Raw genomic sequence first — 18,826 nt, 5'->3', positions numbered from 1 at the left:
GGAGGTCGCGTGTCCTTCCAGGTTAAGCTTCATCAGATTCGTGCGTTCGTCGCGGTTACGCAAAATGGCAGCATTCGCGGGGCCAGTCGGGCGCTCAATCTTTCTCAGCCCGCGCTGACAAAATCGATTAAAGAATTAGAGGAGGGTATGTCTGCCCGCCTGTTTATTCGGCGCAGCCAGGGCGTGGCCTTAACCGAATGCGGGGAAAGCTTTTACCAGCATGCGCGTTTGATTCTCGAAGAGTTACGCGCCGCGCAGGAAGATATATTGCAACGCCAGGGTCAATTGGCCGGGCAAATCAATGTCGGCATGGCCGCGAGTATTTCACGCACCCTGATGCCGCCGGTTATCACCGCGTTCCATCAAAAACACCCGCAAGTCAAAGTACGCATTATGGAAGGGCAACTGGTTTCGATGATCAACGCTCTGCGCCAGGGCGAGCTGGACTTCACCATCAACACCTATTATCAGGGCCCATACGACCAGGAATTTACCTTTGAGAGACTGTTTGAAAAACCGTTCGCCATCTTTGCTCGCGAGGGGCACCCGGCTATTAATGCGCAATCAATAAAAGACCTGCTGCACTATAACTGGACGCTACCCACCCCACGCGGCAGCTACTACAAACAGCTCGAAGAGTTATTCCAGAAGCGCTCAGAAATTCCGAATGTCAGCGTATTTTGCGAGACATTTTCCGCCTGTATCAGCCTCGTTGCCCAAAGCGATTTCCTGAGTATTTTGCCCGCAGAATTAGGCAATGACCCGTTGCTGGCTCATCGGCTTAAACAGATTAACGTCAGTGAAACGCTGCCCCAGGCCACCTATTATTTGATTCAACGGCGTGATGTCTCCCAGGCTCCACTGACCACGGCGCTGATTAACCAGTTTCGGCGCGAATGCCGCTAACCAGCATTGAGCCACGGCATTTTGGCGGCTATAGTGACGTCAGAATTAGCCCCGGAGGATTGCACATGAACCTTGACGAAAAATCGCTGTTTCTTGACGCCATGGAGGATGTGAAACCGCTGAAGAACTGCAACAGCAGCCAGTGGATAAAACCGGCTAAAGAGAAGGTGGTGCAAAAACTCGATGTGGTTCAGCTTGATAATTTTTTGACTACCGATTTTCTGGAAATTATTCCGCTCGCCACGCTGCTTGAATTTAAGCGTGAAGGGCTGCAAACCGGCGTGCTGGATAAACTCCGCCACGGCAAATACAAACAAGAAGCCAGCCTGAATCTGATTCGTCACTCCGTCGAGCAGTGTCGCCAGTTGCTTTTTGCGTACATCCAGCAAGCCAAAAAAGAGGGGCTGCGTAATGTGCTGATCGTTCATGGAAAAGGGCGCGACGACAAATCCCACGCCAACATCGTGCGCAGTTATGTGGCGCGTTGGCTGATGGAATTTGAAGAAGTGCAGGCCTTTTGCAGCGCGATGCCGCACCACGGTGGAAGCGGGGCGTGTTATGTGGCGCTCAAAAAATCCGACCAGGCAAAAGTCGAAAACTGGGAACGCCACGCAAAACACAGCCGCTAACCCACACTTCAGCCGCGTAGGTCGGATAAGGGCGCGATCCGACGTTTCCGACCCGCCTATTTCAACAATAGCGACAACTCTTGCGCCGCTTCCTGAAGTTTTGGTAGCACACGGTTAAGCAACTCCTGTGCGGAAACTTGCCCGGCATGCACGCCCACGTTCAGCGCGGCTACGACAGCGCCGTCGGGATTGACCAGCGGAACGGCAATCGAACGCAGCCCCATCTCCAGTTCCTGGTCGTTAAGCGCATAGCCTTGCAGGCGTACGCGCTTTAACTCTTCGCGCAGCTTACTCACTGAATCCACCGTCTGCGGCGTATAACGAATCATGGTGATGCGCCCGAGAAAATCGTTGAGCTGCTCTTCCGGCAAATAGCTTAACAGCACGCGCCCCATCGAGGTCGACCAGGCGGGAAGGCGGCTGCCAATATCTAAATCAATGGTCATAATGCGCGAACTTGAGGCGCGGGCGATATACAAAATATCGTCCCCATCCAGCGTGGCAATGGAACAGGATTCGTTGAGCATTTCGCTCAAATGTTTGAGCACCGGCTGGGTGGATTTTGCCAGCGGCGTCGAAGCCAGATAAGCATGGCCGAGAGCCAGAATACGCGGGCGCAACTGGTAGTATTTCCCATCCTCGGCATAGACAAAACCGAGCTTACCCAGCGTATACAAACAGCGGCGCACCGCCGCGCGAGGTATCCCCGTTTTTTGGCTAATTTGGGAAATAGACAACTGCCGCCGCTGGGGAGTAAACGCCTGAATCACCTCAAGCCCACGCGCCAGTGACGCCATAAAATTTGGGTCGCCCTTAAACGGATCGCCATCGCCCGCCGCTATTTCATCACGTTGAATATCCACTCTGTTCTCCTGAAATTTCCGCCATCGATCACACTCTGATAACAAAGATATACGATGTTCGATAATCGCACCATATTTCGATTATCGCCCTTGACCAGCTTCGTTAACGGGGTCACATTTTGTTCGAACAACGCAAACTTGTGCGAATTACGCACGCTAAGGAGCTGAGTGATGATCAACAAAAGTGTGGCCTCGCTGGAAGAAGCGGTCGCCGGAATATTCGACGGGGCAACCGTCATGATTGGTGGCTTCGGCACGGCTGGACAGCCCACACACCTTATTGATGCGCTGATTGCCCAGGGCGCGACCGACCTGACCATTATCAATAACAACGCGGGTAACGGTGAAGTGGGGCTGGCGGCACTTTTGAAAGCAGGGCGCGTACGCAAAATGGTCTGCTCTTTCCCGCGCCAGGTGGATTCGCAAATTTTTGATGATCTATACCGTCGCGGCAAAGTGGAACTGGAACTGGTACCGCAGGGCAATCTGGCGGCACGTATTCAGGCGGCGGGGTCGGGATTAGGCGCGGTGTTTACGCCAACCGGTTACGGCACACCGCTGGCGGAAGGCAAAGAGACGCGGGAAATAGACGGTCGCCAGTACGTGCTGGAATACCCATTAAAAGCCGATTTTGCGCTGATTAAAGCCTTTGAGGGTGATCGCTGGGGCAACCTGATCTACCGCAAAGCCGCACGTAATTTCGGGCCAATTATGGCAACAGCCGCCACCGTCACGATTGCGGAAGTAAGCCGTGTGGTGGCGCTGGGGGAACTCAATCCAGAAAACATCGTCACGCCGGGGATTTTTGTGCAGCGCCTGGTCGCCGTCGAAAACGCGCTGGCACAAAGCGCATAAGGAGAGGTGAGATGAAAAAATTAACCCGTGATGAAATGGCGCAGCGCGTCGCCCGCGACATCCCCGAAGGGGCATACGTCAACCTCGGCATCGGCTTGCCTACGCGCATCGCCAACTACCTTCCCGCAGATAAAGAAATTTTCCTGCACAGCGAAAACGGTCTGCTTGGCATGGGGCCAAAACCGGCGGAAGGGGAAGAAGATCCTGAATTGATCAACGCCGGAAAAGAGTACGTCACGCTCCTGACGGGCGGCTGTTTTTTCCACCATGGCGACTCCTTTGCCATGATGCGCGGCGGCCATCTCGATATCTGCGTGCTGGGTGCCTACCAGGTTTCTGCCAAAGGCGACCTGGCAAACTGGAGTACGGGGGCACCGGATTCCATTCCCGCCGTGGGCGGCGCGATGGATTTAGCCATCGGCGCGCGCCAGGTCTTTGTCATGATGGATCACCTGACGCGCGACGGTGAATGCAAACTGGTTGAAACCTGCTCCTATCCGCTGACCGGTATTGGCTGCGTGAGCCGCATTTATACCGACCTGGCGGTCATCGACATCACAGAAAAAGGGCCGGTGGTGCGTGAGATTTTCAACGGCCTCTCATTTGAAGAGCTGCAACGTATTACTCCGGTCACACTTGGCTTCGAACAACTGGCGGAAAGCGCGTAAGGAACTATGATGAATCAAGCATTTATCTGTGATGGAGTACGTACTCCGTTCGGCCGTTTTGGCGGCACACTGTCCACGGTGCGAAGCGATGATTTAGCCGCGTTGCCCTTAAAAGCGTTGATGGCTCGCCACCCTAATGTGGATTGGTCGGCGGTTGACGATGTGATTTTCGGCTGCGCAAACCAGGCCGGAGAAGATAACCGCAACGTAGCGCGTATGGCGTTATTACTGGCGGGGCTGCCAGAAACCGTGCCGGGCAGCACCATTAACCGCCTTTGTGGTTCAAGCCTGGATGCGCTGGGGGTTGCGGCGCGAGCGATAAAAAGCGGCGAAACGAATCTGATGATTGCCGGTGGCGTGGAAAGCATGTCGCGTGCGCCCTTTGTGATGGGCAAAGCGGAAACCGCGTTTAGCCGCAGTATGAAAATGGAAGATACCACCATCGGCTGGCGCTTTATCAACCCGCTGATGAAAGCGCAATACGGTGTCGATGCGATGCCGGAAACCGCTGAAAACGTGGCTGACGATTTCAATATCAACCGTGAAGACCAGGATGCGTTTGCTTTACGCAGCCAGTTACGCACCGCCCGCGCTCAGGAAATGGGCCTCTTTGATGATGAGCTGATTCCGGTTTCTATCGCGCAGCGTAAAGGCGAAGCGCTGCTGTTTAACCGCGACGAACATCCGCGCTCAACCTCCATTGAAGCGCTGGCAAAACTGAAAGGCGTGGTGCGCACGGATGGCACCGTTACGGCGGGCAATGCCTCGGGCGTAAACGACGGGGCTTGCGCACTGTTACTGGCAAGTGAACAGGCGTTAAACACGCACGGCTTGCAGCCGCTGGCACGCGTGGTTGGCGTGGCGACCGCAGGCGTTGCGCCGCGTATTATGGGTTTTGGCCCTGCACCTGCGGTGCGCAAAGTGTTAGCCCAAACGGGCTTAACGCTCGCCCAAATGGATGTGATTGAATTAAATGAAGCCTTTGCCGCACAGGCGCTGGCGGTGATGCGCGACCTTGGCCTGCCGGATGATGCAGAGCATGTCAATCCGAACGGCGGTGCCATTGCGCTGGGGCATCCGCTTGGCGCGTCCGGTGGGCGTCTGGCGATGACCGCCGCGTATCAGCTCAAACGTACCGGCGGGCGTTATGCGCTATGTACCATGTGTATTGGTGTCGGTCAGGGAATCGCGCTGATTATCGAACGAGTTTAAGGAGCAGGCATGACACTGTTTACCCCGATGTTGCGTCATTCATCGTTAACTGAAATTTTCAGCGACGAGCAGACGTTACAGGGGATGCTGGATTTTGAAGCCGCGCTGGCGCTGGCTTGCGCCCAATGCGGTGTCATTCCTGAGTCTGCGCTGGCTGCGATTACCGCCCATTGTCAGGCCGAAAATCTCGATGCTCAGGCTTTAGCCCAGGCGGCAGCCGGAGCCGGGAATCTGGCAATCCCGCTGGTAAAACAGCTAACGGCGAACGTCAAACGGCAGGATGAACAGGCTGCGCGTTACGTTCACTGGGGGGCGACCAGCCAGGATGTGATTGATACCGGTTTAATACTGCAACTGCGTAAAGGGCTGGAAGCCAGCGAAACACTGCTGGAACAGCTTATCCTCGCTTTAACTGAGCAAATTCAGCGCCATCAGCATAGCGTGATGCCCGGCCGTACCTGGATGCAGCACGCATTGCCCATCACTTTTGGGCTGAAACTGGCTGGCACGCTGGATGCGCTGCTGCGCTGGCAGCAACGTCTGCATGAGATGAAGCCCCGCGCGTTGGTGCTGCAATTTGGGGGGGCGGCGGGCACGCTCGCCTCGCTAAAAGATCGGGGCGGTGACGTAGCGCAGGCGTTGGCAAACGCACTTTCGCTCACCCAGGCCGACACCCCGTGGCACAGTCAGCGCGACAGACTGCTGGAAGTTGCCGCCTGGTTTGCCGGCGTGAGCGGCACGCTCGGCAAATTCGCCGGTGATTTTTCTCTGCTGATGCAAACCGAAGTTGCTGAGCTGGGCGAACCGGTTGCCGAAGGTCGCGGCGGGTCATCCACCATGCCGCATAAGCGTAACCCGGTCAGTTGTGCCGCCATTTTAACCGCCACGACCCGCATTCCAGGGCTGATGGCAACGCTGTACGCCAGTCAGAATCAACAGCATGAAAGGGCGCTTGGCGGCTGGCAAGCGGAGTGGGAAACGCTCCCGCAACTCATTACGCTTACGGGCGGGGTGATGCAAACCACCCTTGAGTTAATGCGTGGCATGCAGGTCAATACCACCCGAATGCGTGCCAATCTGGACATCACCCACGGCCTGATTATGGCGGAATCCGTAACGCTTGAGCTGGCAAAATTCATCGGCAAACAGGCGGCGCACCATCTGGTTGAACAGCTTTGCCACCGTGCGCTGGATGGAAATCAGCCGCTTGAACGCTTACTTGCCCAACAGCCTGAAGTCACCGCACACCTTTCTGCAAAACAAATCGAACATCTGCTCGACCCGCAACAAGCCCTTGGCAGTAACAATCTTTTTATCAATCAGGTTCTGGCGCGGGCGGCACAACAAAACAAGGAGCCAGAATGAGCCTTTATTATCAACTTGAAGGGCCGAGCGGCGCGCCGGTGGTGGTGCTGTCTAATTCGTTGGGCACCACGTTTGAGATGTGGCAGCCGCAGATGGCGGCGTTACTCGAGCATTTTCGCGTATTACGCTACGACACTCACGGTCATGGTCGCACCACAAAACACGATAAAACGACGCTGCCGCAACTGGCAGAAGATGTGATAACAATCATGGATGATGCCGGTGTGCAGCAGGCGCATTTCTGCGGTATCTCCATGGGCGGGCTAACTGGCCTGTGGCTGGCGCGGTTTGCACCGGAGCGTTTTCTTTCGGTCACGGTCGCCAACAGTGCGGCAAAAATTGGCGAGCAAAGCGGGTGGCTGGAACGCGCCCGCAATGTGCGCAGCGAAGGGCTTTCCGCGATTGCCCAGAGTGCTGCTTCCCGGTGGTTCACGCCGGATTTTGTCAAACATCACAAAACAGAAGTGGATGCCTTATGCCATGCGCTGGCTAAAAGCGATGCCGATGGTTATGCGGCCTGCTGCGAGGCGTTAGCCGCAGCGGATTTGCGCGCTGAAATCGATGCGATATCGCTGCCCATGTTATTTATCGCCGGAAGCGAAGATCCGGTCACGACGGTTGCCGACAGCGAATTTATGCATCAGCAGGTCAAGGGTTCACATCTTGTGACGCTTAACGCATCGCACCTTTCAAATATTGAAGATGTGCAGGGTTTTAACGTAGTACTGCTCAACTTTATTCAACGGGATGACTGACATGAATGATGAAGAACATTATCAGCAAGGGATGAACGTTCGCCGCGCCGTACTGGGTGAGCAGCACGTAGACCGTACGCTCTCCCAGCTCACGCCGCTCAATGAAGAGTTTCAGAACTTCATTACGCGCTACGCCTGGGGCGATATCTGGACGCGCCCGGGGCTTGAGCGCCATACCCGGAGCCTGATTACCATCGCGATGTTAATTGCGCTAAACCGTGAGGCCGAGCTGAAAATGCACCTGCGCGCGGCGTTCAATAACGGCGTGACACGGGATGAGCTAAAAGAGTTGATTATGCACTCGGCGCTGTACTGTGGTTTGCCCGCCGCCAACGCCACCATGCACCTGGCCCAACAGGTATTTGATGAGATGGATGCAGCAAAGCGTTAATGGTGGCGTGAGTCGATTTTTGTAGGGTGGGTAAGCGCAGCGCCACCCACCGACTTAACCGGGAATAGACTTCCGAATCGACGCCAATAAAATTTGTGCGGCTGGAGAGAGCGGGGTATCCACGCGGGTTAAAATGCCAATCGGCTCCCCCGCGCCTTGTGTTGTAACAGGCAATGAGGTCAACGTTCCCTGCCGTAAATCCTCTTTCACCGCACCCGATGGCACAAACCACACGTAGTTGTAATCCACCGTAAGCTGGCGGGAGAGCGACGCGGAAAGCGTTTCGACACAGGTCGCCGGCATTTTGCAGCCCTGGCTTGAGAGTAGCGATTCCGCGTTTTGACGCGGAATCGTCCCTTTCGGCGAGACCACCACCGGCCACTCCATCACGCGGCTAAGCGTAATGTTTTCATGTAACAGCGGGTGACCCGGGCGCACCACCAGCTTTAATGATTCCAGAAATAACAGCTCATAATTCAGCCCGGTCATCAATTCCGGATCGGACATCCGGCCAATACCCAAGTCCAGTTCGCCGGACTTTAAACCCGACAGCAACATCGTGTTATTCATGGTTGCGACTTGCAGCGTCACGTCGGCCTGCTGCCTGTGAAACTGGCCGATAACTTTGGGTAATATGCCGAGCGCCGCCGTGGGTAATGCTCCTACACGCACGACCGTCGCACTTTGCCCATCTTTCTGATTGAGCGACTGCCCGGCGTGATTCAACGCATCGAGCACCTTAACGGCGTGGGTCAGGAACTGCTCGCCCATCAGCGTCATTTGCGCACCTAAGCGCCCGCGTTCAAATAAACGCGTCCCGGTTAGCTGCTCAAGCTCATTGAGTGTTTTCGATAATGCAGGCTGGCTCAGATTAAGTGTTTCAGCCGCGCGCCCCAGTGTTCCCTGTTGAGCGACAGCCACGAAAGTATGAAGATGGCGCAACCGAATGCGCTGACTGAATAAACCATTTTTTTCCATAACTGATGTTAAAAACAGAGCGGTGGCGGTGACAAGATAAGTTGTTTGATTTTGATAACTTGCTAGCAAAATTTCATTAACAATTTATCGTAATCGATAACAGTCAGGAATGGGAATATCCCTGTTTGTGGATCGGGTTCAACGGTAGTGACCCCCTCCCAACCTCCCCCTTGTCAGGGGGAGGAGCTAAATTGCACCGGTCTGCTCCCTCCCCTGGTAAGGGGAGGGTTGGGGTGGGGTCGTGAACATCTGCCTAAACATCAAAAAACACCGTCTCCCTCTCGCCCTGAAGATATATATCAAACGTATACACCACCTCGTTTCCGCGCTGCTCGCGCTTACCAATCAGCGTATTGCGGCGCACTTCCCATTCGATAAGATTCAGCACCGGATCGGTTTCATTCGCCGCTTGTTCATCTGAAAAATACATCCGTGTATTTAGCCCGATATTAATGCCGCGAGCTACAATCCAGAGGTTCAGATGCGGGGCCATTACACGGCCGTCGCGCCCGATAACCGCCCCAGGTTTAATGGTGTCAAAACGCCACACGCCGCTGTCGAAATCTGAACAGGTGCGCCCCCAACCACGGAAATCTTCATCCAGCGCTTTATCCGTTTGCCCATCGGCTGGGTGGTTGTAGCGCCCGGCGGCGTTGGCCTGCCACACTTCAAGTAACACATCGCGCACCGGCGTACCGGAGCCATCAAACACGCGACCTTCGACGATAATGCGTTCGCCCTGGGTGTGGGAGTTGGTCAACACATGGCTGAAGTTTTTCTCAAAAATATTAAATCCCGCGGCTTGCGGGGCCAGGCCAATATGGACATACGGGCCTGCGGTTTGCGAGGCGGTTTCCGCTAAATAATTTTTCATCAAACGGCTCCTTGCGTGCGGTTTTCAAACAACGTGGCGCGCTGGCCGCGCAGCACCAAATCAAAACGATAGGCCAGGCAATCGAGCGGTACCGCAGCATGGGTGTCCAGCTCGGCAATCAATGTGCGGATGGCATCGTCATTATTAATGGTTTTCACAATCGGGCACTGTTTGATGAGCGGGTCGCCTTCAAAATACATCTGGGTGATCAGGCGCTGAGCGAAGGATTCGCCGGACAGTGAAAAGTGAATATGGGAAGGCCGCCAGTCGCTGGCCTGGTTACGCCACGGATACGGGCCAGGCTTGATGGTGCGGAAAAAATAGTAGCCGTTTTCATCGGTTAATACGCGCCCGCAGCCGCCAAAATTGGGGTCGATGGGCGCGAGATATTTATCTTTCTTGTGGCGGTAACGTCCACCGGCATTGGCCTGCCACACTTCAACCAGGGTGTTTTTCATCGGGCGTCCGAAGCCGTCGCGCACGTAGCCATGCACAATAATACGCTCGCCAATCGGCAACCCGTCTTTGGCGTAATTCATGATTAGATCGTTATCAAGCGGGTCGAGATCTTTTGCGCCAAATATCGGGCCGGTAATTTCAGACAGCGAGTTCTGCAACGAGATCAGCGCATTGCGCGGGGAACGTAACACGCTGGTTTTGTACCCCGGCGCGAAAGACGGAGGATGGGAATCATAGTCGCGATGGACCAGCTCACGTGGTTGCCAGATTTGAGACATAGGGTGCTCCAGAAAGGGGGATGTTTTATGTTTTTGTCTATCTCCGCACACAGTCTCAGTTAATAAGTTGTTAAATTAAAGTGAATTTAAGCGCTGTAATACATAACTAAAAGCTATGAAATGGCGGGGTAGCATTACTTCTGGTGCGTGGCTGTAGAGTCGGTCACAAAACGAAAATTCTTCGCCCAAAACCACCGCGCAACATTCTACGCTTTCAGCAATATTCACTGGAGAGACGACATCATGGCGAACAACATCACGGCTGATGATATTCGGGAAAAATTTTCGCACGCTATGTCGGCGATGTACCAGCAAGAGGTACCTCAATACGGAACCTTGTTAGAGCTAGTGGCTGACGTGAATCTGGCGGTGCTTGAAAACTGCCCGGATCTGCAGCAGCAGTTAGAAAATGCGGATGAACTGGCGCGGCTGAATGTGGAACGCCACGGCGCCATTCGCGTGGGTAAAGCGGAAGAACTTGCGACGTTACGCCGCGTCTTTGCGGTGATGGGCATGTCCCCGGTTGGCTATTACGATCTTTCTCAGGCGGGCGTGCCGGTGCACTCCACGGCGTTTCGCCCGATTGATGATGCGGCGCTGGCGCGAAATCCGTTCAGAATTTTCACCTCGCTGCTGCGTCTTGAATTAATCGATGACGAAAAGTTGCGTAAAACCGCCGCCGCGATTCTGGCCGAGCGAGACATTTTCACCCCGCGTTGCCGCGCATTACTCGACATTTACGACCAGCAGGGCGAATTTAGCGAAGAGCAGGCCGACGAATTTGTTGAGCAGGCGCTGGAAACTTTCCGCTGGCACAGCCACGCCACCGTTGATGCACAAACGTATCAGGCGTTTCATCAGCAGCACCGGTTAATTGCCGATGTGGTCTGTTTCCGTGGCTGCCATATCAACCACCTGACGCCGCGCACGCTGGATATTGACCGCGTGCAGGCGCTGATGCCGGAATATGGCATTGCGCCGAAGGCAATTATCGAGGGCCCGCCGCGCCGCAATTTCCCGATTCTGCTACGCCAGACCAGTTTTAAAGCGCTTGAGGAGCCGATTATTTTCGCCGGCGTGCATCACGGGACGCATACCGCACGGTTCGGTGAAATTGAACAGCGCGGTGTGGCGTTAACGCCTAAAGGCCGCGCTCTGTACGATGAGCTTCTTAACGAGGCGGGCAGCGGGCAGGATAACTTCAGCCATCAGCAGCATTTGCAGGAAGTTTTCAGCCGCCTGCCGGATAGCGAAACGCTGATGCGTTGCCAGGACCTGGCCTATTTCCGCTATCGCTTAACGCCGGTGGGGGAAATGCACCGCCAGTCGATTAAACCGGGTGACGATCCCCAGCCGTTAATTGAACGCGGCTGGCTGGTGGCGCAGCCGATTATTTATGAAGATTTTCTGCCGGTGAGTGCGGCGGGGATTTTCCAGTCGAATTTAGGGAGCGAGGGCGGGGCGCGAAGCCACGGTCACTCCAGCCGTTCAGCATTCGAAGAGGCACTGGGCGCGCCTGTGGCCGATGAGTTTGCGTTGTATCAGCAGGCGTCGGATCGCAGTAAACGTCGCTGCGGGCTGCTTTAACCGCAAAGGATGTAAAACTAGGGCTGCCATTTTCGCGGCCCTTATTCGCTTAACGTCAGCAATCCCTCTTTAAACGCGTCCAGACCCGCATTGTTTTCGCTTCCCGGACGCACAGCCAGGCGGTAACAGGCGCCGGTTTTCACGCGTTTTACAAACGGCTGGACTAATCTTCCCCGGCGTAAATCTTCTGCCACCAGCGTGGCATCGGCAATCGCAATCCCAAATCCTTGAATAGCGGCGCTGATGGCTAAGTCCATGGTGTCGAAGTGTTGATTTTTATTCATAGCAGGCGTGCGGTCAGTGTTTTGGGCAAGCCATAGCGACCAGTCGGTGCGGTCGCGCGTGGGGTGTAAAAAGGTGTAGCGGCTGAGTTCTTCGGCCATTAATGCGCCATCTGGCAGCAAATGCTGGCTAATGACCGGCGTGAGTTGTTCTTCAAACAGCAACGCGCCGGTGTTCTCTTGTTTCCCAAAAATAATCGCGGCGTCAAAAGGTTCGTTTTTAAAATTCACGCCGTGTTCAACGGTGGTGGTTAACGCCACCTTAATCTCGGGGAATCGACTTTCCAGTTGTACCAGTTTTGGCACCAGCCAGCGCATGGCGCAGGTCGGGGCTTTCAGCCGGATAACGCTGGATTTATGGCAGGCGTTATTTGCAACGTTGAGCAGATTTTCAAATGCGTGCTGCAATTCCGGCAGCAGGGCGCAGCCCTGTGGCGTCAGGTGCAATCCCCGGGCGTGGCGATCAAACAGCGCATAGCCGAGCCACTCTTCAAGCGTTGAAATTTTGCGGCTTACCGCGCCCTGTGTCAGGCAAAGTTCTTTTGCCGCGCGCGTGAGGTTCAGATGCTTCGCCGTCACCAGGAAAGCATCAACGGTATTGAGGGGGAAATTGTGCCGCATACTGAAGTGATCTCCGCTGAGCTATGAGTTTTTTGCATGGCTATTATGACAACAATTCGGTTGTGGTCGCAACCTGTTACAGATTGAATAGTTATGCAAATCGCGCATTCACAGGAGCGGCCATGACTATGCAAACCCCGGTGCAATTTCGTTCAAAATTACCGGATGTTGGAACCACCATTTTTACCGTGATTGGCCAACTCTCGGCGCAACATAACGCCATTAATCTTTCTCAGGGCGCACCCAACTTTTCGCCCGACCCGCTGCTTATCGCGGGTGTCACTAAAGCGATGCAGGATAATCATAACCAATACGCATCGATGACCGGCCTTCGCCCGCTAAAAACGCTGATCGCACAAAAGGTAGCGACGCTGTACGGCTCTCATTATGACGTTGATGATGAAATCTTAATTACCGCCAGCGCCAGCGAAGGGCTTTACTCCGCCATCAGCGGGTTAGTGCATCCGGGCGATGAAGTGATTTACTTCGAACCGTCGTTTGATAGTTATGCCCCGATTGTGCGTCTCCAGGGCGCAACACCGGTGGCGTTGAAACTGGAACTGCCGGATTTCAATGTCAACTGGGATGAAGTGCGTGCGGCGATTACCCCGCGTACCCGGATGATCATCGTTAATACCCCCCATAACCCAAGCGGCCAGGTGTTTAGCGCACAAGATTTAGACATGTTGGCGGAACTGACGCGCAACACTGACATCATTATTCTTTCCGATGAAGTGTATGAACACATCGTGTTTGACGGCGAACGCCACCACGGTATGGCGACGCATCCCGCGCTTGCCGAGCGCAGCGTAATTGTTTCGTCGTTTGGCAAAACGTTCCATGTGACCGGCTGGCGGGTGGGCTATTGCCTGGCTCCGGCTGAATTGATGAATGAAATCTGCAAAGTGCATCAGTTTTTGATGTTTTCTGCCGATACCCCTATGCAGTATGCGTTTGCTGAATATATGGTGAACCCGGACACCTATCTGTCACTGGCGGCGTTTTATCAACGCAAGCGCGATTTAATGCAATCCTTGCTGGCTGACTCGCCGTTTGAACTGCTGCCGAGCGCAGGCTCGTTCTTCCTGCTGGCTAAGTTCGATCATTTCAGTGATGAATCGGACAGCGAAATAGTGAAGCGGTTAATTACTCAATATGGCGTGGCGACTATTCCGCTCTCCGCGTTCTATACCGACGGAACGGACAACAAATTGATTCGTTTGTCATTTGCGAAAGATGAAGCTACGTTACGTGCGGGTGCTCACGCGCTCTGCCAGGTTAAGCCACGCTGATACGAGGTCATAATGAAAAAAATTTATGCGTTAAGTTTGTTGGTAGGAATGTGCGCGTCGTTCGCGGCGTCAGCGGCAAGCGAGTTACGGTATGGCGTGGAAGCGGAATATCCACCGTTTGAAAGCCGTAATTCGGCGGGCGAACTGGAAGGGTTTGATATCGAGCTGGGTAACGCGATTTGTAAGGCTGCCAGCCTGAAATGCTCCTGGGTTGAAACGTCGTTTGATGCGCTGATCCCGGGGCTGATGGCGAAGAAGTTTGATGCGATTAACTCAGCAATGAACATCACCGACCAGCGCCGTAAAAGTATCGACTTCACCCAGCCGATTTACCGTATTCCGTCTCAGTTGGTGGGTAAAAGCGGGAGCGGCATGCAGGCCACTGCGCAAGGGCTGAAAGGGAAAACTATCGGCGTGCTGCAAGGCTCCATTCAGGAAACCTATGCCAAAGAACACTGGGAAAAAGAGGGCGTTACCGTCGTCTCTTATAAAGACCAGAATATGGCGTGGGGCGACTTGCTCAATGGCCGCATCGACGCTTCGCTGGTGATGTCAGCCGCCGGTCAGGCGGGCTTTTTAAGCAAACCGCAGGGCAAAGGGTTTGGTTTTATTGGCCAGCCGGTGAGCGATGACACGATTCTCGGCAGCGGGATTGGTTACGGCCTGCGTAAAGGCGATGAGCAAACCAAGAAGCAGCTTGATGCGGCTATCGACAAAGTCCGCGCGGACGGCACCATTACTGCGCTTGCGAAGAAGTATTTCCCTGGAATTGATGTCAGCGTGAAATAAGCGGCCCGGCCGATAGTGGGTGGCTGGCGCTGCAAGCGCCTTATGGAGATCGGTTAAGCGCAGCGCCACCCGACATTAACTTGATATTCAAGACGGCTGCACCCTTTGCTGGCCGTTTTTTCATCGAATTCTCATAGATATAAAAAAAGTGCGTGCCGCTGCGTAAAGGTCGGTGTCGGTGATTGGATTTGTCGCGATTTTTGTCTAGAGTGTGCGGTCTTGATTGCCAGATTTCAGCCCTGGTGGGACGAAACACATCGACAAAAGAAGGACATTCTTTCAGGCATGAATCGCAGACGTTTTATTAAAGCCTCAATGGCTCTCGCCGCAGTCAGCGGTACTACTTCACTTGCCGCACTCTTTTCTCGCGCAGCCTTTGCGTCAGAGTCTGAAATTGCCGATGGTCGCACCACCTCGTTCGATTTCTCTGTGCTCCAGTCTATGGCGCATGACTTGTCAAAGCAGCCCTGGGTCGGCAAACCTCGTCCGTTACCTGACACGCTGGCAAACCTGACGCCGCAGGCTTACAACGCCATTCAGTACGATGCCGGGCATTCCCTGTGGAACGGCATTGAAAATCGTCAGTTAGACGTGCAGTTCTTCCATGTGGGGATGGGGTTCCGCCGCCGTGTGCGCATGTTCTCCCTGGACTCCGCGACCCATCAGGCGCGTGAAATTCACTTCCGTCCGGAGTTGTTTAACTACAACGACGCGGGTGTGGACACGAAGCAACTGGAAGGGCAGATAGACCTCGGTTTTGCCGGGTTTAAAGCGTTTAAATCTCCGGAACTGGCGCGACGCGACGTGGTCTCGTTCCTCGGCGCAAGCTACTTCCGTGCGGTAGATAACACCTATCAATACGGTCTTTCTGCGCGTGGGCTTGCGATCAATACCTATACCGATCGTCTCGAAGAGTTCCCCGATTTCACCTCATTCTGGTTTGAAACGCCGAAAGCGAGCGACACCAAATTTGTGGTTTACGCGCTGCTCGATAGCGCAAGCGTCACGGGTGCCTACAAGTTTACGATTAGCTGCGAAGCCGAACGCGTGGTCATGGATGTCGAAAACCATCTGTATGCGCGAGAAGATATTAAACAGCTCGGTATCGCGCCGATGACCAGCATGTTCGCCTGCGGGACCAACGAACGCCGTATGTGCGACACCATTCATCCGCAAATCCATGACTCCGACCGCCTGGCGATGTGGCGTGGCAACGGGGAGTGGGTCACGCGTCCGCTGAATAACCCGCAGAAATTGCAGTTCAACGCCTATACCGACAACAATCCGAAAGGCTTTGGTTTGCTGCAGCTCGACCACGAGTTCGCGAACTATCAGGACATTATGGGCTGGTATAACAAACGCCCAAGCCTGTGGGTTGAGCCGCTGAACAAGTGGGGCAAAGGCACCGTCGGCCTGATGGAAATTCCAACCACGGGTGAAACGCTGGATAATATCGTCTGCTTCTGGCAGCCGGAAAAACCGGTGAAAGCGGGGGATGAGCTGGAGTTTAAATATCGTCTGTACTGGAGCGGTTTGCCGCCAATTCAGTCACCGCTGGCGCGTGTTTACGCAACCCGCACCGGTATGGGGAGCTTCCCGGAAGGATGGGCGCCGGGTGAGCATTTCCCTGAAAAATGGTCGCGCCGTTTCGCTATCGATTTTATCGGCGGTGATTTAAAAGCTGCCGCACCGAAGGGTATCGAGCCGGTGATCACCCTTTCCAATGGCGAAGCTAAGCAGATTGAAATCCTCTACGTCGAGCCGTTCGACGGCTATCGTATTCTGTTTGACTGGTACCCAACGGATGATTCAACCGACCCGGTAGACATGCGTATGTTCCTGCGCTGCCAGGGCGATGCCATCAGCGAAACCTGGCTGTATCACTATTTCCCACCGGCGCCGGATAAACGTAAATACGTTGATGACCGCGTGATGAAGTAAATCTACAGGCCCCGCTTTGCAGCGGGGTTTTTTACTTCAACTTCATCTGCTTACTGAGTATTTCCACAATATAGCTGTTCACTGACATCCGCTTTTCCGCTGCCGCAATAGCTAGGCGCTCCCCAAAGGATTCCGGATAGCGTAGGGTAAACGTTTTGATCTTTTCATCCCGCTCATACGGGTCAATGCCGTTGGTCTTACAATCGGCAAGGTACTCTTTCAGGGAGAGTTCACCCTCTTGCATCAAGCCTTTTGCGCTGTCGGCGACAAAATCACAATAGCCTGAAAGACCCAGGAACTTGCCGCGAAACAGATTGATTTCAGGAACCCAGGTGATCAGTGCCGGTTGGGCGCAGATGACCATTGTGTTTGGGATTAAATGTGAATCCGTCATGGTGTGACTCCAATACTTTCGAACCATTCTCGTAAATTGACGATGGCACCTTTGTCAGTCTCTGGGGACGGATGGGGCGATGAAAGTACGCAATACTGCCTTTTAGCAAGAAACGTACTCGCGAACCTCTGCCGGTGTTGACCTCGCCGCCTAACGCCACAATCAGCATTTCCACATCCTGCCATTTGATGTGAGACGCCGTTGGTTTGACAAAATCTGCTTTAACGTGCCTTGATGTTTTGTTCTGAGGTAATCCTTGCCATATCCCATGAATCCTTCCGTGAAGTCAATTTATGAAGTCATTCTAGCATATAAAAAAATGACGTCAATTTCTGACGTCATTTCTGGAACATCCTTCAGAATCTGAATGAAAACGTGTGCAACGCTATTCCAGCGGCCCGCCCAGAATGGTTTCGCGCATTCCGGAAAGCACGCGTTCGCCGGTTTCACTTTTCAACTCTTCATACCAGTTTTGAGTGATATTCATATCTTTTCCGTGGGTCACATCGCAACGTTTACGCGCTTTGAGAACCAGATCTTTCACGCGCCAGGCCCGTTTTTCCTGATAGCGCAGGAGCGCATCCTCCACGCCCAGAGAATTTGTTTGCAGCGCAACGGCCAGCACGACGGCGTCTTCCATTGCGGCGCAACCGCCCTGGCCAATATCTGGCGTGGTGCTGTGACCCGCATCACCTAAAAGTGCAACACGTCCGCGCACCAATTGCATAAAAGGTTCGATATCGTGAATTTCTATTCGATTGGTGGTTTCGGGGTTAATCGCGGCAATCAGCTTTTGCACCGGTGCGGCCCAGCCAGCAAAATAGCGCGTTAAATCGGCTTTGGCCGTGGAACGGTCTTCAGGCAAGCCTTTTTCTAGCGGCACATCGAAGAAGAAATAAAAACGATTCCCGGCAACCGGCATTAAAGAGACGCGTTTGCCTTCGCCCACAAAGGTCGTCCATTGGTTGGCGGGGGCGATGGATTCGTCGATAGCAACCAGCCCATTCCAGTTAACGTACCCCGCGTAGCGGCGTTCGGTCTGGTGGCCGAGCACATAGGGGCGAATGACGGAGTGCGTGCCATCGGCGGCAATCAAAACATCCCCCTGCGCAATGTGGCCGTCTTCAAAATAGGCCCGCACGCCGCCGTTATACTCCTCAATTCGCGCTACCCGTTTTCCAAACTGAATATCGGCGCGACCGTAGGTGTCGATCAGCATGTCCTGTAATTCGGCACGCGCAACCGGGTAGGGGCGTTCGCCCACGCTTTTGACTAAAGGATCGAGGCTGAAGCGGGTCAACGTTTGCCCGTGAACGTATTCCTGATAGGCCATAAATTCCATAGGGCCGCCCAGTTTTTGTAGCGGCTCTTTCATCCCGAGCCAGTTCAGGCATTTCACACCGTTGGGCCAAATCGAAATGGCTGCGCCAACAGGCCGAATTTCTTTAACCGCCTCATAGACTTCGGTTGTTATGCCACATCTTTTCAGGGCAATCGCCGCAGAAAGTCCACCAATGCCGCCGCCAATTATGATCGCTTTCATCTCAGTCTCCTTTGGGTTACAAAGATGTTAAGCAATATCTGTACCAGCGCGGAAACCGGCTCGACAATGCATGGTGCCTGCAAGATGAAAGATGAATGGTATATTTGCGCACTCGTGGGGAACAGCGCTGGTGCAAAGCGATTTT

At 54.1% G+C, this 18,826-nt stretch carries 19 protein-coding genes and 1 pseudogene; 12 read left to right on the top strand and 8 right to left on the bottom strand.

Annotated elements, in window-relative coordinates:
- Window positions 1-9: 9 nt before the first annotated feature.
- Both AB1E22_RS21035 and smrA read left to right on the top strand, forming a co-directional pair.
- Window positions 10-906, top strand: coding sequence for a LysR family transcriptional regulator (locus AB1E22_RS21035; protein ID WP_367597161.1), 897 nt, complete (start codon window positions 10-12; stop codon window positions 904-906).
- Window positions 907-971: 65 nt separating this feature from the next.
- The gene (gene smrA, locus AB1E22_RS21030) at window positions 972-1,535 is read left to right on the top strand and encodes a DNA endonuclease SmrA (RefSeq protein WP_367597160.1); all 564 of its coding nucleotides are present in this window, start codon (window positions 972-974) and stop codon (window positions 1,533-1,535) included.
- 56 nt (window positions 1,536-1,591) lie between these two features.
- Here the strand turns inward: smrA and AB1E22_RS21025 are convergent, their stop codons facing one another.
- Entirely contained in the window at window positions 1,592-2,398 is an 807-nt protein-coding gene (locus AB1E22_RS21025) for an IclR family transcriptional regulator domain-containing protein (protein WP_367597159.1), read from the bottom strand.
- A 171-nt stretch (window positions 2,399-2,569) separates the two neighbouring features.
- Between AB1E22_RS21025 and AB1E22_RS21020 the strand changes: the two genes are divergently transcribed.
- From AB1E22_RS21020 to pcaC, 6 genes are read left to right on the top strand one after another with little or no spacing between them, the layout of a single operon-like run.
- Window positions 2,570-3,253 carry a 3-oxoacid CoA-transferase subunit A gene (locus AB1E22_RS21020; RefSeq protein ID WP_367597158.1) on the top strand — a complete coding sequence of 228 codons (684 nt, stop codon included), beginning with the start codon at window positions 2,570-2,572 and terminating at the stop codon, window positions 3,251-3,253.
- Window positions 3,254-3,264: 11 nt separating this feature from the next.
- Entirely contained in the window at window positions 3,265-3,921 is a 657-nt protein-coding gene (locus AB1E22_RS21015) for a 3-oxoacid CoA-transferase subunit B (RefSeq protein WP_367597157.1), read from the top strand.
- 9 nt (window positions 3,922-3,930) lie between these two features.
- Complete coding sequence (gene pcaF, locus AB1E22_RS21010; protein ID WP_367597156.1) at window positions 3,931-5,133, top strand: 3-oxoadipyl-CoA thiolase; 1,203 nt, start codon at window positions 3,931-3,933, stop codon at window positions 5,131-5,133.
- 9 nt (window positions 5,134-5,142) lie between these two features.
- Window positions 5,143-6,498: a 3-carboxy-cis,cis-muconate cycloisomerase gene (locus AB1E22_RS21005; RefSeq protein WP_367597155.1), complete on the top strand. Its 1,356-nt coding sequence runs from the start codon at window positions 5,143-5,145 to the stop codon at window positions 6,496-6,498.
- Window positions 6,495-7,253, top strand: coding sequence for a 3-oxoadipate enol-lactonase (gene pcaD / locus AB1E22_RS21000; RefSeq protein WP_367597154.1), 759 nt, complete (start codon window positions 6,495-6,497; stop codon window positions 7,251-7,253). The genes AB1E22_RS21005 and pcaD overlap by 4 nt, the downstream gene beginning before the upstream one ends.
- Window position 7,254: 1 nt before the next feature.
- Complete coding sequence (pcaC, locus tag AB1E22_RS20995) at window positions 7,255-7,644, top strand: 4-carboxymuconolactone decarboxylase (RefSeq protein WP_367597153.1); 390 nt, start codon at window positions 7,255-7,257, stop codon at window positions 7,642-7,644.
- Window positions 7,645-7,698: 54 nt separating this feature from the next.
- Here pcaC and pcaQ read toward each other — a convergent pair whose 3' ends face one another.
- The 3 genes from pcaQ to pcaH form a co-directional block, all read right to left on the bottom strand.
- Window positions 7,699-8,622 (bottom strand): pca operon transcription factor PcaQ, encoded by a 924-nt coding sequence (pcaQ, locus tag AB1E22_RS20990; RefSeq protein WP_367597152.1) that lies wholly within the window; start codon window positions 8,620-8,622, stop codon window positions 7,699-7,701.
- Between the two features lie 253 nt (window positions 8,623-8,875).
- Window positions 8,876-9,496, bottom strand: coding sequence for a protocatechuate 3,4-dioxygenase subunit alpha (gene pcaG / locus AB1E22_RS20985; RefSeq protein ID WP_367597151.1), 621 nt, complete (start codon window positions 9,494-9,496; stop codon window positions 8,876-8,878).
- On the bottom strand, window positions 9,496-10,233 hold the full coding sequence (gene pcaH / locus AB1E22_RS20980; protein WP_367597150.1) for a protocatechuate 3,4-dioxygenase subunit beta: 738 nt from the start codon (window positions 10,231-10,233) through the stop codon (window positions 9,496-9,498). The genes pcaG and pcaH overlap by 1 nt, the downstream gene beginning before the upstream one ends.
- Before the next feature lie 243 nt (window positions 10,234-10,476).
- Here pcaH and hglS point away from each other — a divergent pair, with 243 nt between their 5' ends.
- Window positions 10,477-11,820 (top strand): 2-oxoadipate dioxygenase/decarboxylase HglS, encoded by a 1,344-nt coding sequence (gene hglS, locus AB1E22_RS20975; RefSeq protein ID WP_367597149.1) that lies wholly within the window; start codon window positions 10,477-10,479, stop codon window positions 11,818-11,820.
- A 41-nt stretch (window positions 11,821-11,861) separates the two neighbouring features.
- Here hglS and AB1E22_RS20970 read toward each other — a convergent pair whose 3' ends face one another.
- A complete protein-coding gene (locus tag AB1E22_RS20970) occupies window positions 11,862-12,722 on the bottom strand; it encodes a LysR substrate-binding domain-containing protein (protein ID WP_367597148.1) in 861 nt (286 codons plus the stop codon).
- A 122-nt stretch (window positions 12,723-12,844) separates the two neighbouring features.
- On the opposite strand from AB1E22_RS20970, the gene AB1E22_RS20965 reads away from it, so the two are divergent.
- From AB1E22_RS20965 to AB1E22_RS20955, 3 genes are all read left to right on the top strand, one after another.
- Window positions 12,845-14,014 carry a pyridoxal phosphate-dependent aminotransferase gene (locus AB1E22_RS20965; RefSeq protein WP_367597147.1) on the top strand — a complete coding sequence of 390 codons (1,170 nt, stop codon included), beginning with the start codon at window positions 12,845-12,847 and terminating at the stop codon, window positions 14,012-14,014.
- A gap of 12 nt (window positions 14,015-14,026) precedes the next feature.
- Window positions 14,027-14,803, top strand: a complete 777-nt coding sequence (locus AB1E22_RS20960; RefSeq protein ID WP_367597146.1) for a transporter substrate-binding domain-containing protein — start codon at window positions 14,027-14,029, stop codon at window positions 14,801-14,803.
- Window positions 14,804-15,088: 285 nt separating this feature from the next.
- A complete protein-coding gene (locus AB1E22_RS20955; protein WP_367597145.1) occupies window positions 15,089-16,744 on the top strand; it encodes a glucan biosynthesis protein D in 1,656 nt (551 codons plus the stop codon).
- Between the two features lie 31 nt (window positions 16,745-16,775).
- Here the strand turns inward: AB1E22_RS20955 and AB1E22_RS20950 are convergent, their stop codons facing one another.
- From AB1E22_RS20950 to hpxO, 3 genes and pseudogenes are all read right to left on the bottom strand, one after another.
- Window positions 16,776-17,138, bottom strand: coding sequence for a type II toxin-antitoxin system HicB family antitoxin (locus tag AB1E22_RS20950; protein WP_367597144.1), 363 nt, complete (start codon window positions 17,136-17,138; stop codon window positions 16,776-16,778).
- Window positions 17,135-17,408, bottom strand: a pseudogene (locus tag AB1E22_RS20945) (type II toxin-antitoxin system HicA family toxin). Before AB1E22_RS20945 ends, AB1E22_RS20950 begins: the two are co-directional and overlap by 4 nt.
- Window positions 17,409-17,523: 115 nt before the next feature.
- Window positions 17,524-18,681, bottom strand: a complete 1,158-nt coding sequence (gene hpxO / locus AB1E22_RS20940) for an FAD-dependent urate hydroxylase HpxO (protein WP_367597143.1) — start codon at window positions 18,679-18,681, stop codon at window positions 17,524-17,526.
- Between the last annotated feature and the right edge of the window lie 145 nt (window positions 18,682-18,826).

The sequence above is a fragment of the Buttiauxella gaviniae genome (genome assembly GCF_040786275.1).
GTDB lineage: Bacteria > Pseudomonadota > Gammaproteobacteria > Enterobacterales > Enterobacteriaceae > Buttiauxella > Buttiauxella gaviniae_A.
Note: the sequence above shows the minus strand (reverse complement) of the source record. Positions and strands in the feature narration are given on the sequence as shown.

Excerpts from the sequence above, each read along its gene's own strand:
- AB1E22_RS20950 (WP_367597144.1), bottom strand. The coding sequence starts at position 17,138 with ATGACGGATTCACATTTAATCCCAAACACAATGGTCATCTGCGCCCAA.
- pcaD (WP_367597154.1), top strand. The coding sequence starts at position 6,495 with ATGAGCCTTTATTATCAACTTGAAGGGCCGAGCGGCGCGCCGGTGGTG.
- AB1E22_RS20965 (WP_367597147.1), top strand. The coding sequence starts at position 12,845 with ATGACTATGCAAACCCCGGTGCAATTTCGTTCAAAATTACCGGATGTT.
- hglS (WP_367597149.1), top strand. The coding sequence starts at position 10,477 with ATGGCGAACAACATCACGGCTGATGATATTCGGGAAAAATTTTCGCAC.
- hpxO (WP_367597143.1), bottom strand. The coding sequence starts at position 18,681 with ATGAAAGCGATCATAATTGGCGGCGGCATTGGTGGACTTTCTGCGGCG.
- smrA (WP_367597160.1), top strand. The coding sequence starts at position 972 with ATGAACCTTGACGAAAAATCGCTGTTTCTTGACGCCATGGAGGATGTG.
- pcaH (WP_367597150.1), bottom strand. The coding sequence starts at position 10,233 with ATGTCTCAAATCTGGCAACCACGTGAGCTGGTCCATCGCGACTATGAT.
- pcaC (WP_367597153.1), top strand. The coding sequence starts at position 7,255 with ATGAATGATGAAGAACATTATCAGCAAGGGATGAACGTTCGCCGCGCC.
- AB1E22_RS21015 (WP_367597157.1), top strand. The coding sequence starts at position 3,265 with ATGAAAAAATTAACCCGTGATGAAATGGCGCAGCGCGTCGCCCGCGAC.
- pcaQ (WP_367597152.1), bottom strand. The coding sequence starts at position 8,622 with ATGGAAAAAAATGGTTTATTCAGTCAGCGCATTCGGTTGCGCCATCTT.
- AB1E22_RS21005 (WP_367597155.1), top strand. The coding sequence starts at position 5,143 with ATGACACTGTTTACCCCGATGTTGCGTCATTCATCGTTAACTGAAATT.
- AB1E22_RS21020 (WP_367597158.1), top strand. The coding sequence starts at position 2,570 with ATGATCAACAAAAGTGTGGCCTCGCTGGAAGAAGCGGTCGCCGGAATA.
- pcaF (WP_367597156.1), top strand. The coding sequence starts at position 3,931 with ATGAATCAAGCATTTATCTGTGATGGAGTACGTACTCCGTTCGGCCGT.
- AB1E22_RS20970 (WP_367597148.1), bottom strand. The coding sequence starts at position 12,722 with ATGCGGCACAATTTCCCCCTCAATACCGTTGATGCTTTCCTGGTGACG.
- AB1E22_RS20955 (WP_367597145.1), top strand. The coding sequence starts at position 15,089 with ATGAATCGCAGACGTTTTATTAAAGCCTCAATGGCTCTCGCCGCAGTC.
- AB1E22_RS20960 (WP_367597146.1), top strand. The coding sequence starts at position 14,027 with ATGAAAAAAATTTATGCGTTAAGTTTGTTGGTAGGAATGTGCGCGTCG.
- pcaG (WP_367597151.1), bottom strand. The coding sequence starts at position 9,496 with ATGAAAAATTATTTAGCGGAAACCGCCTCGCAAACCGCAGGCCCGTAT.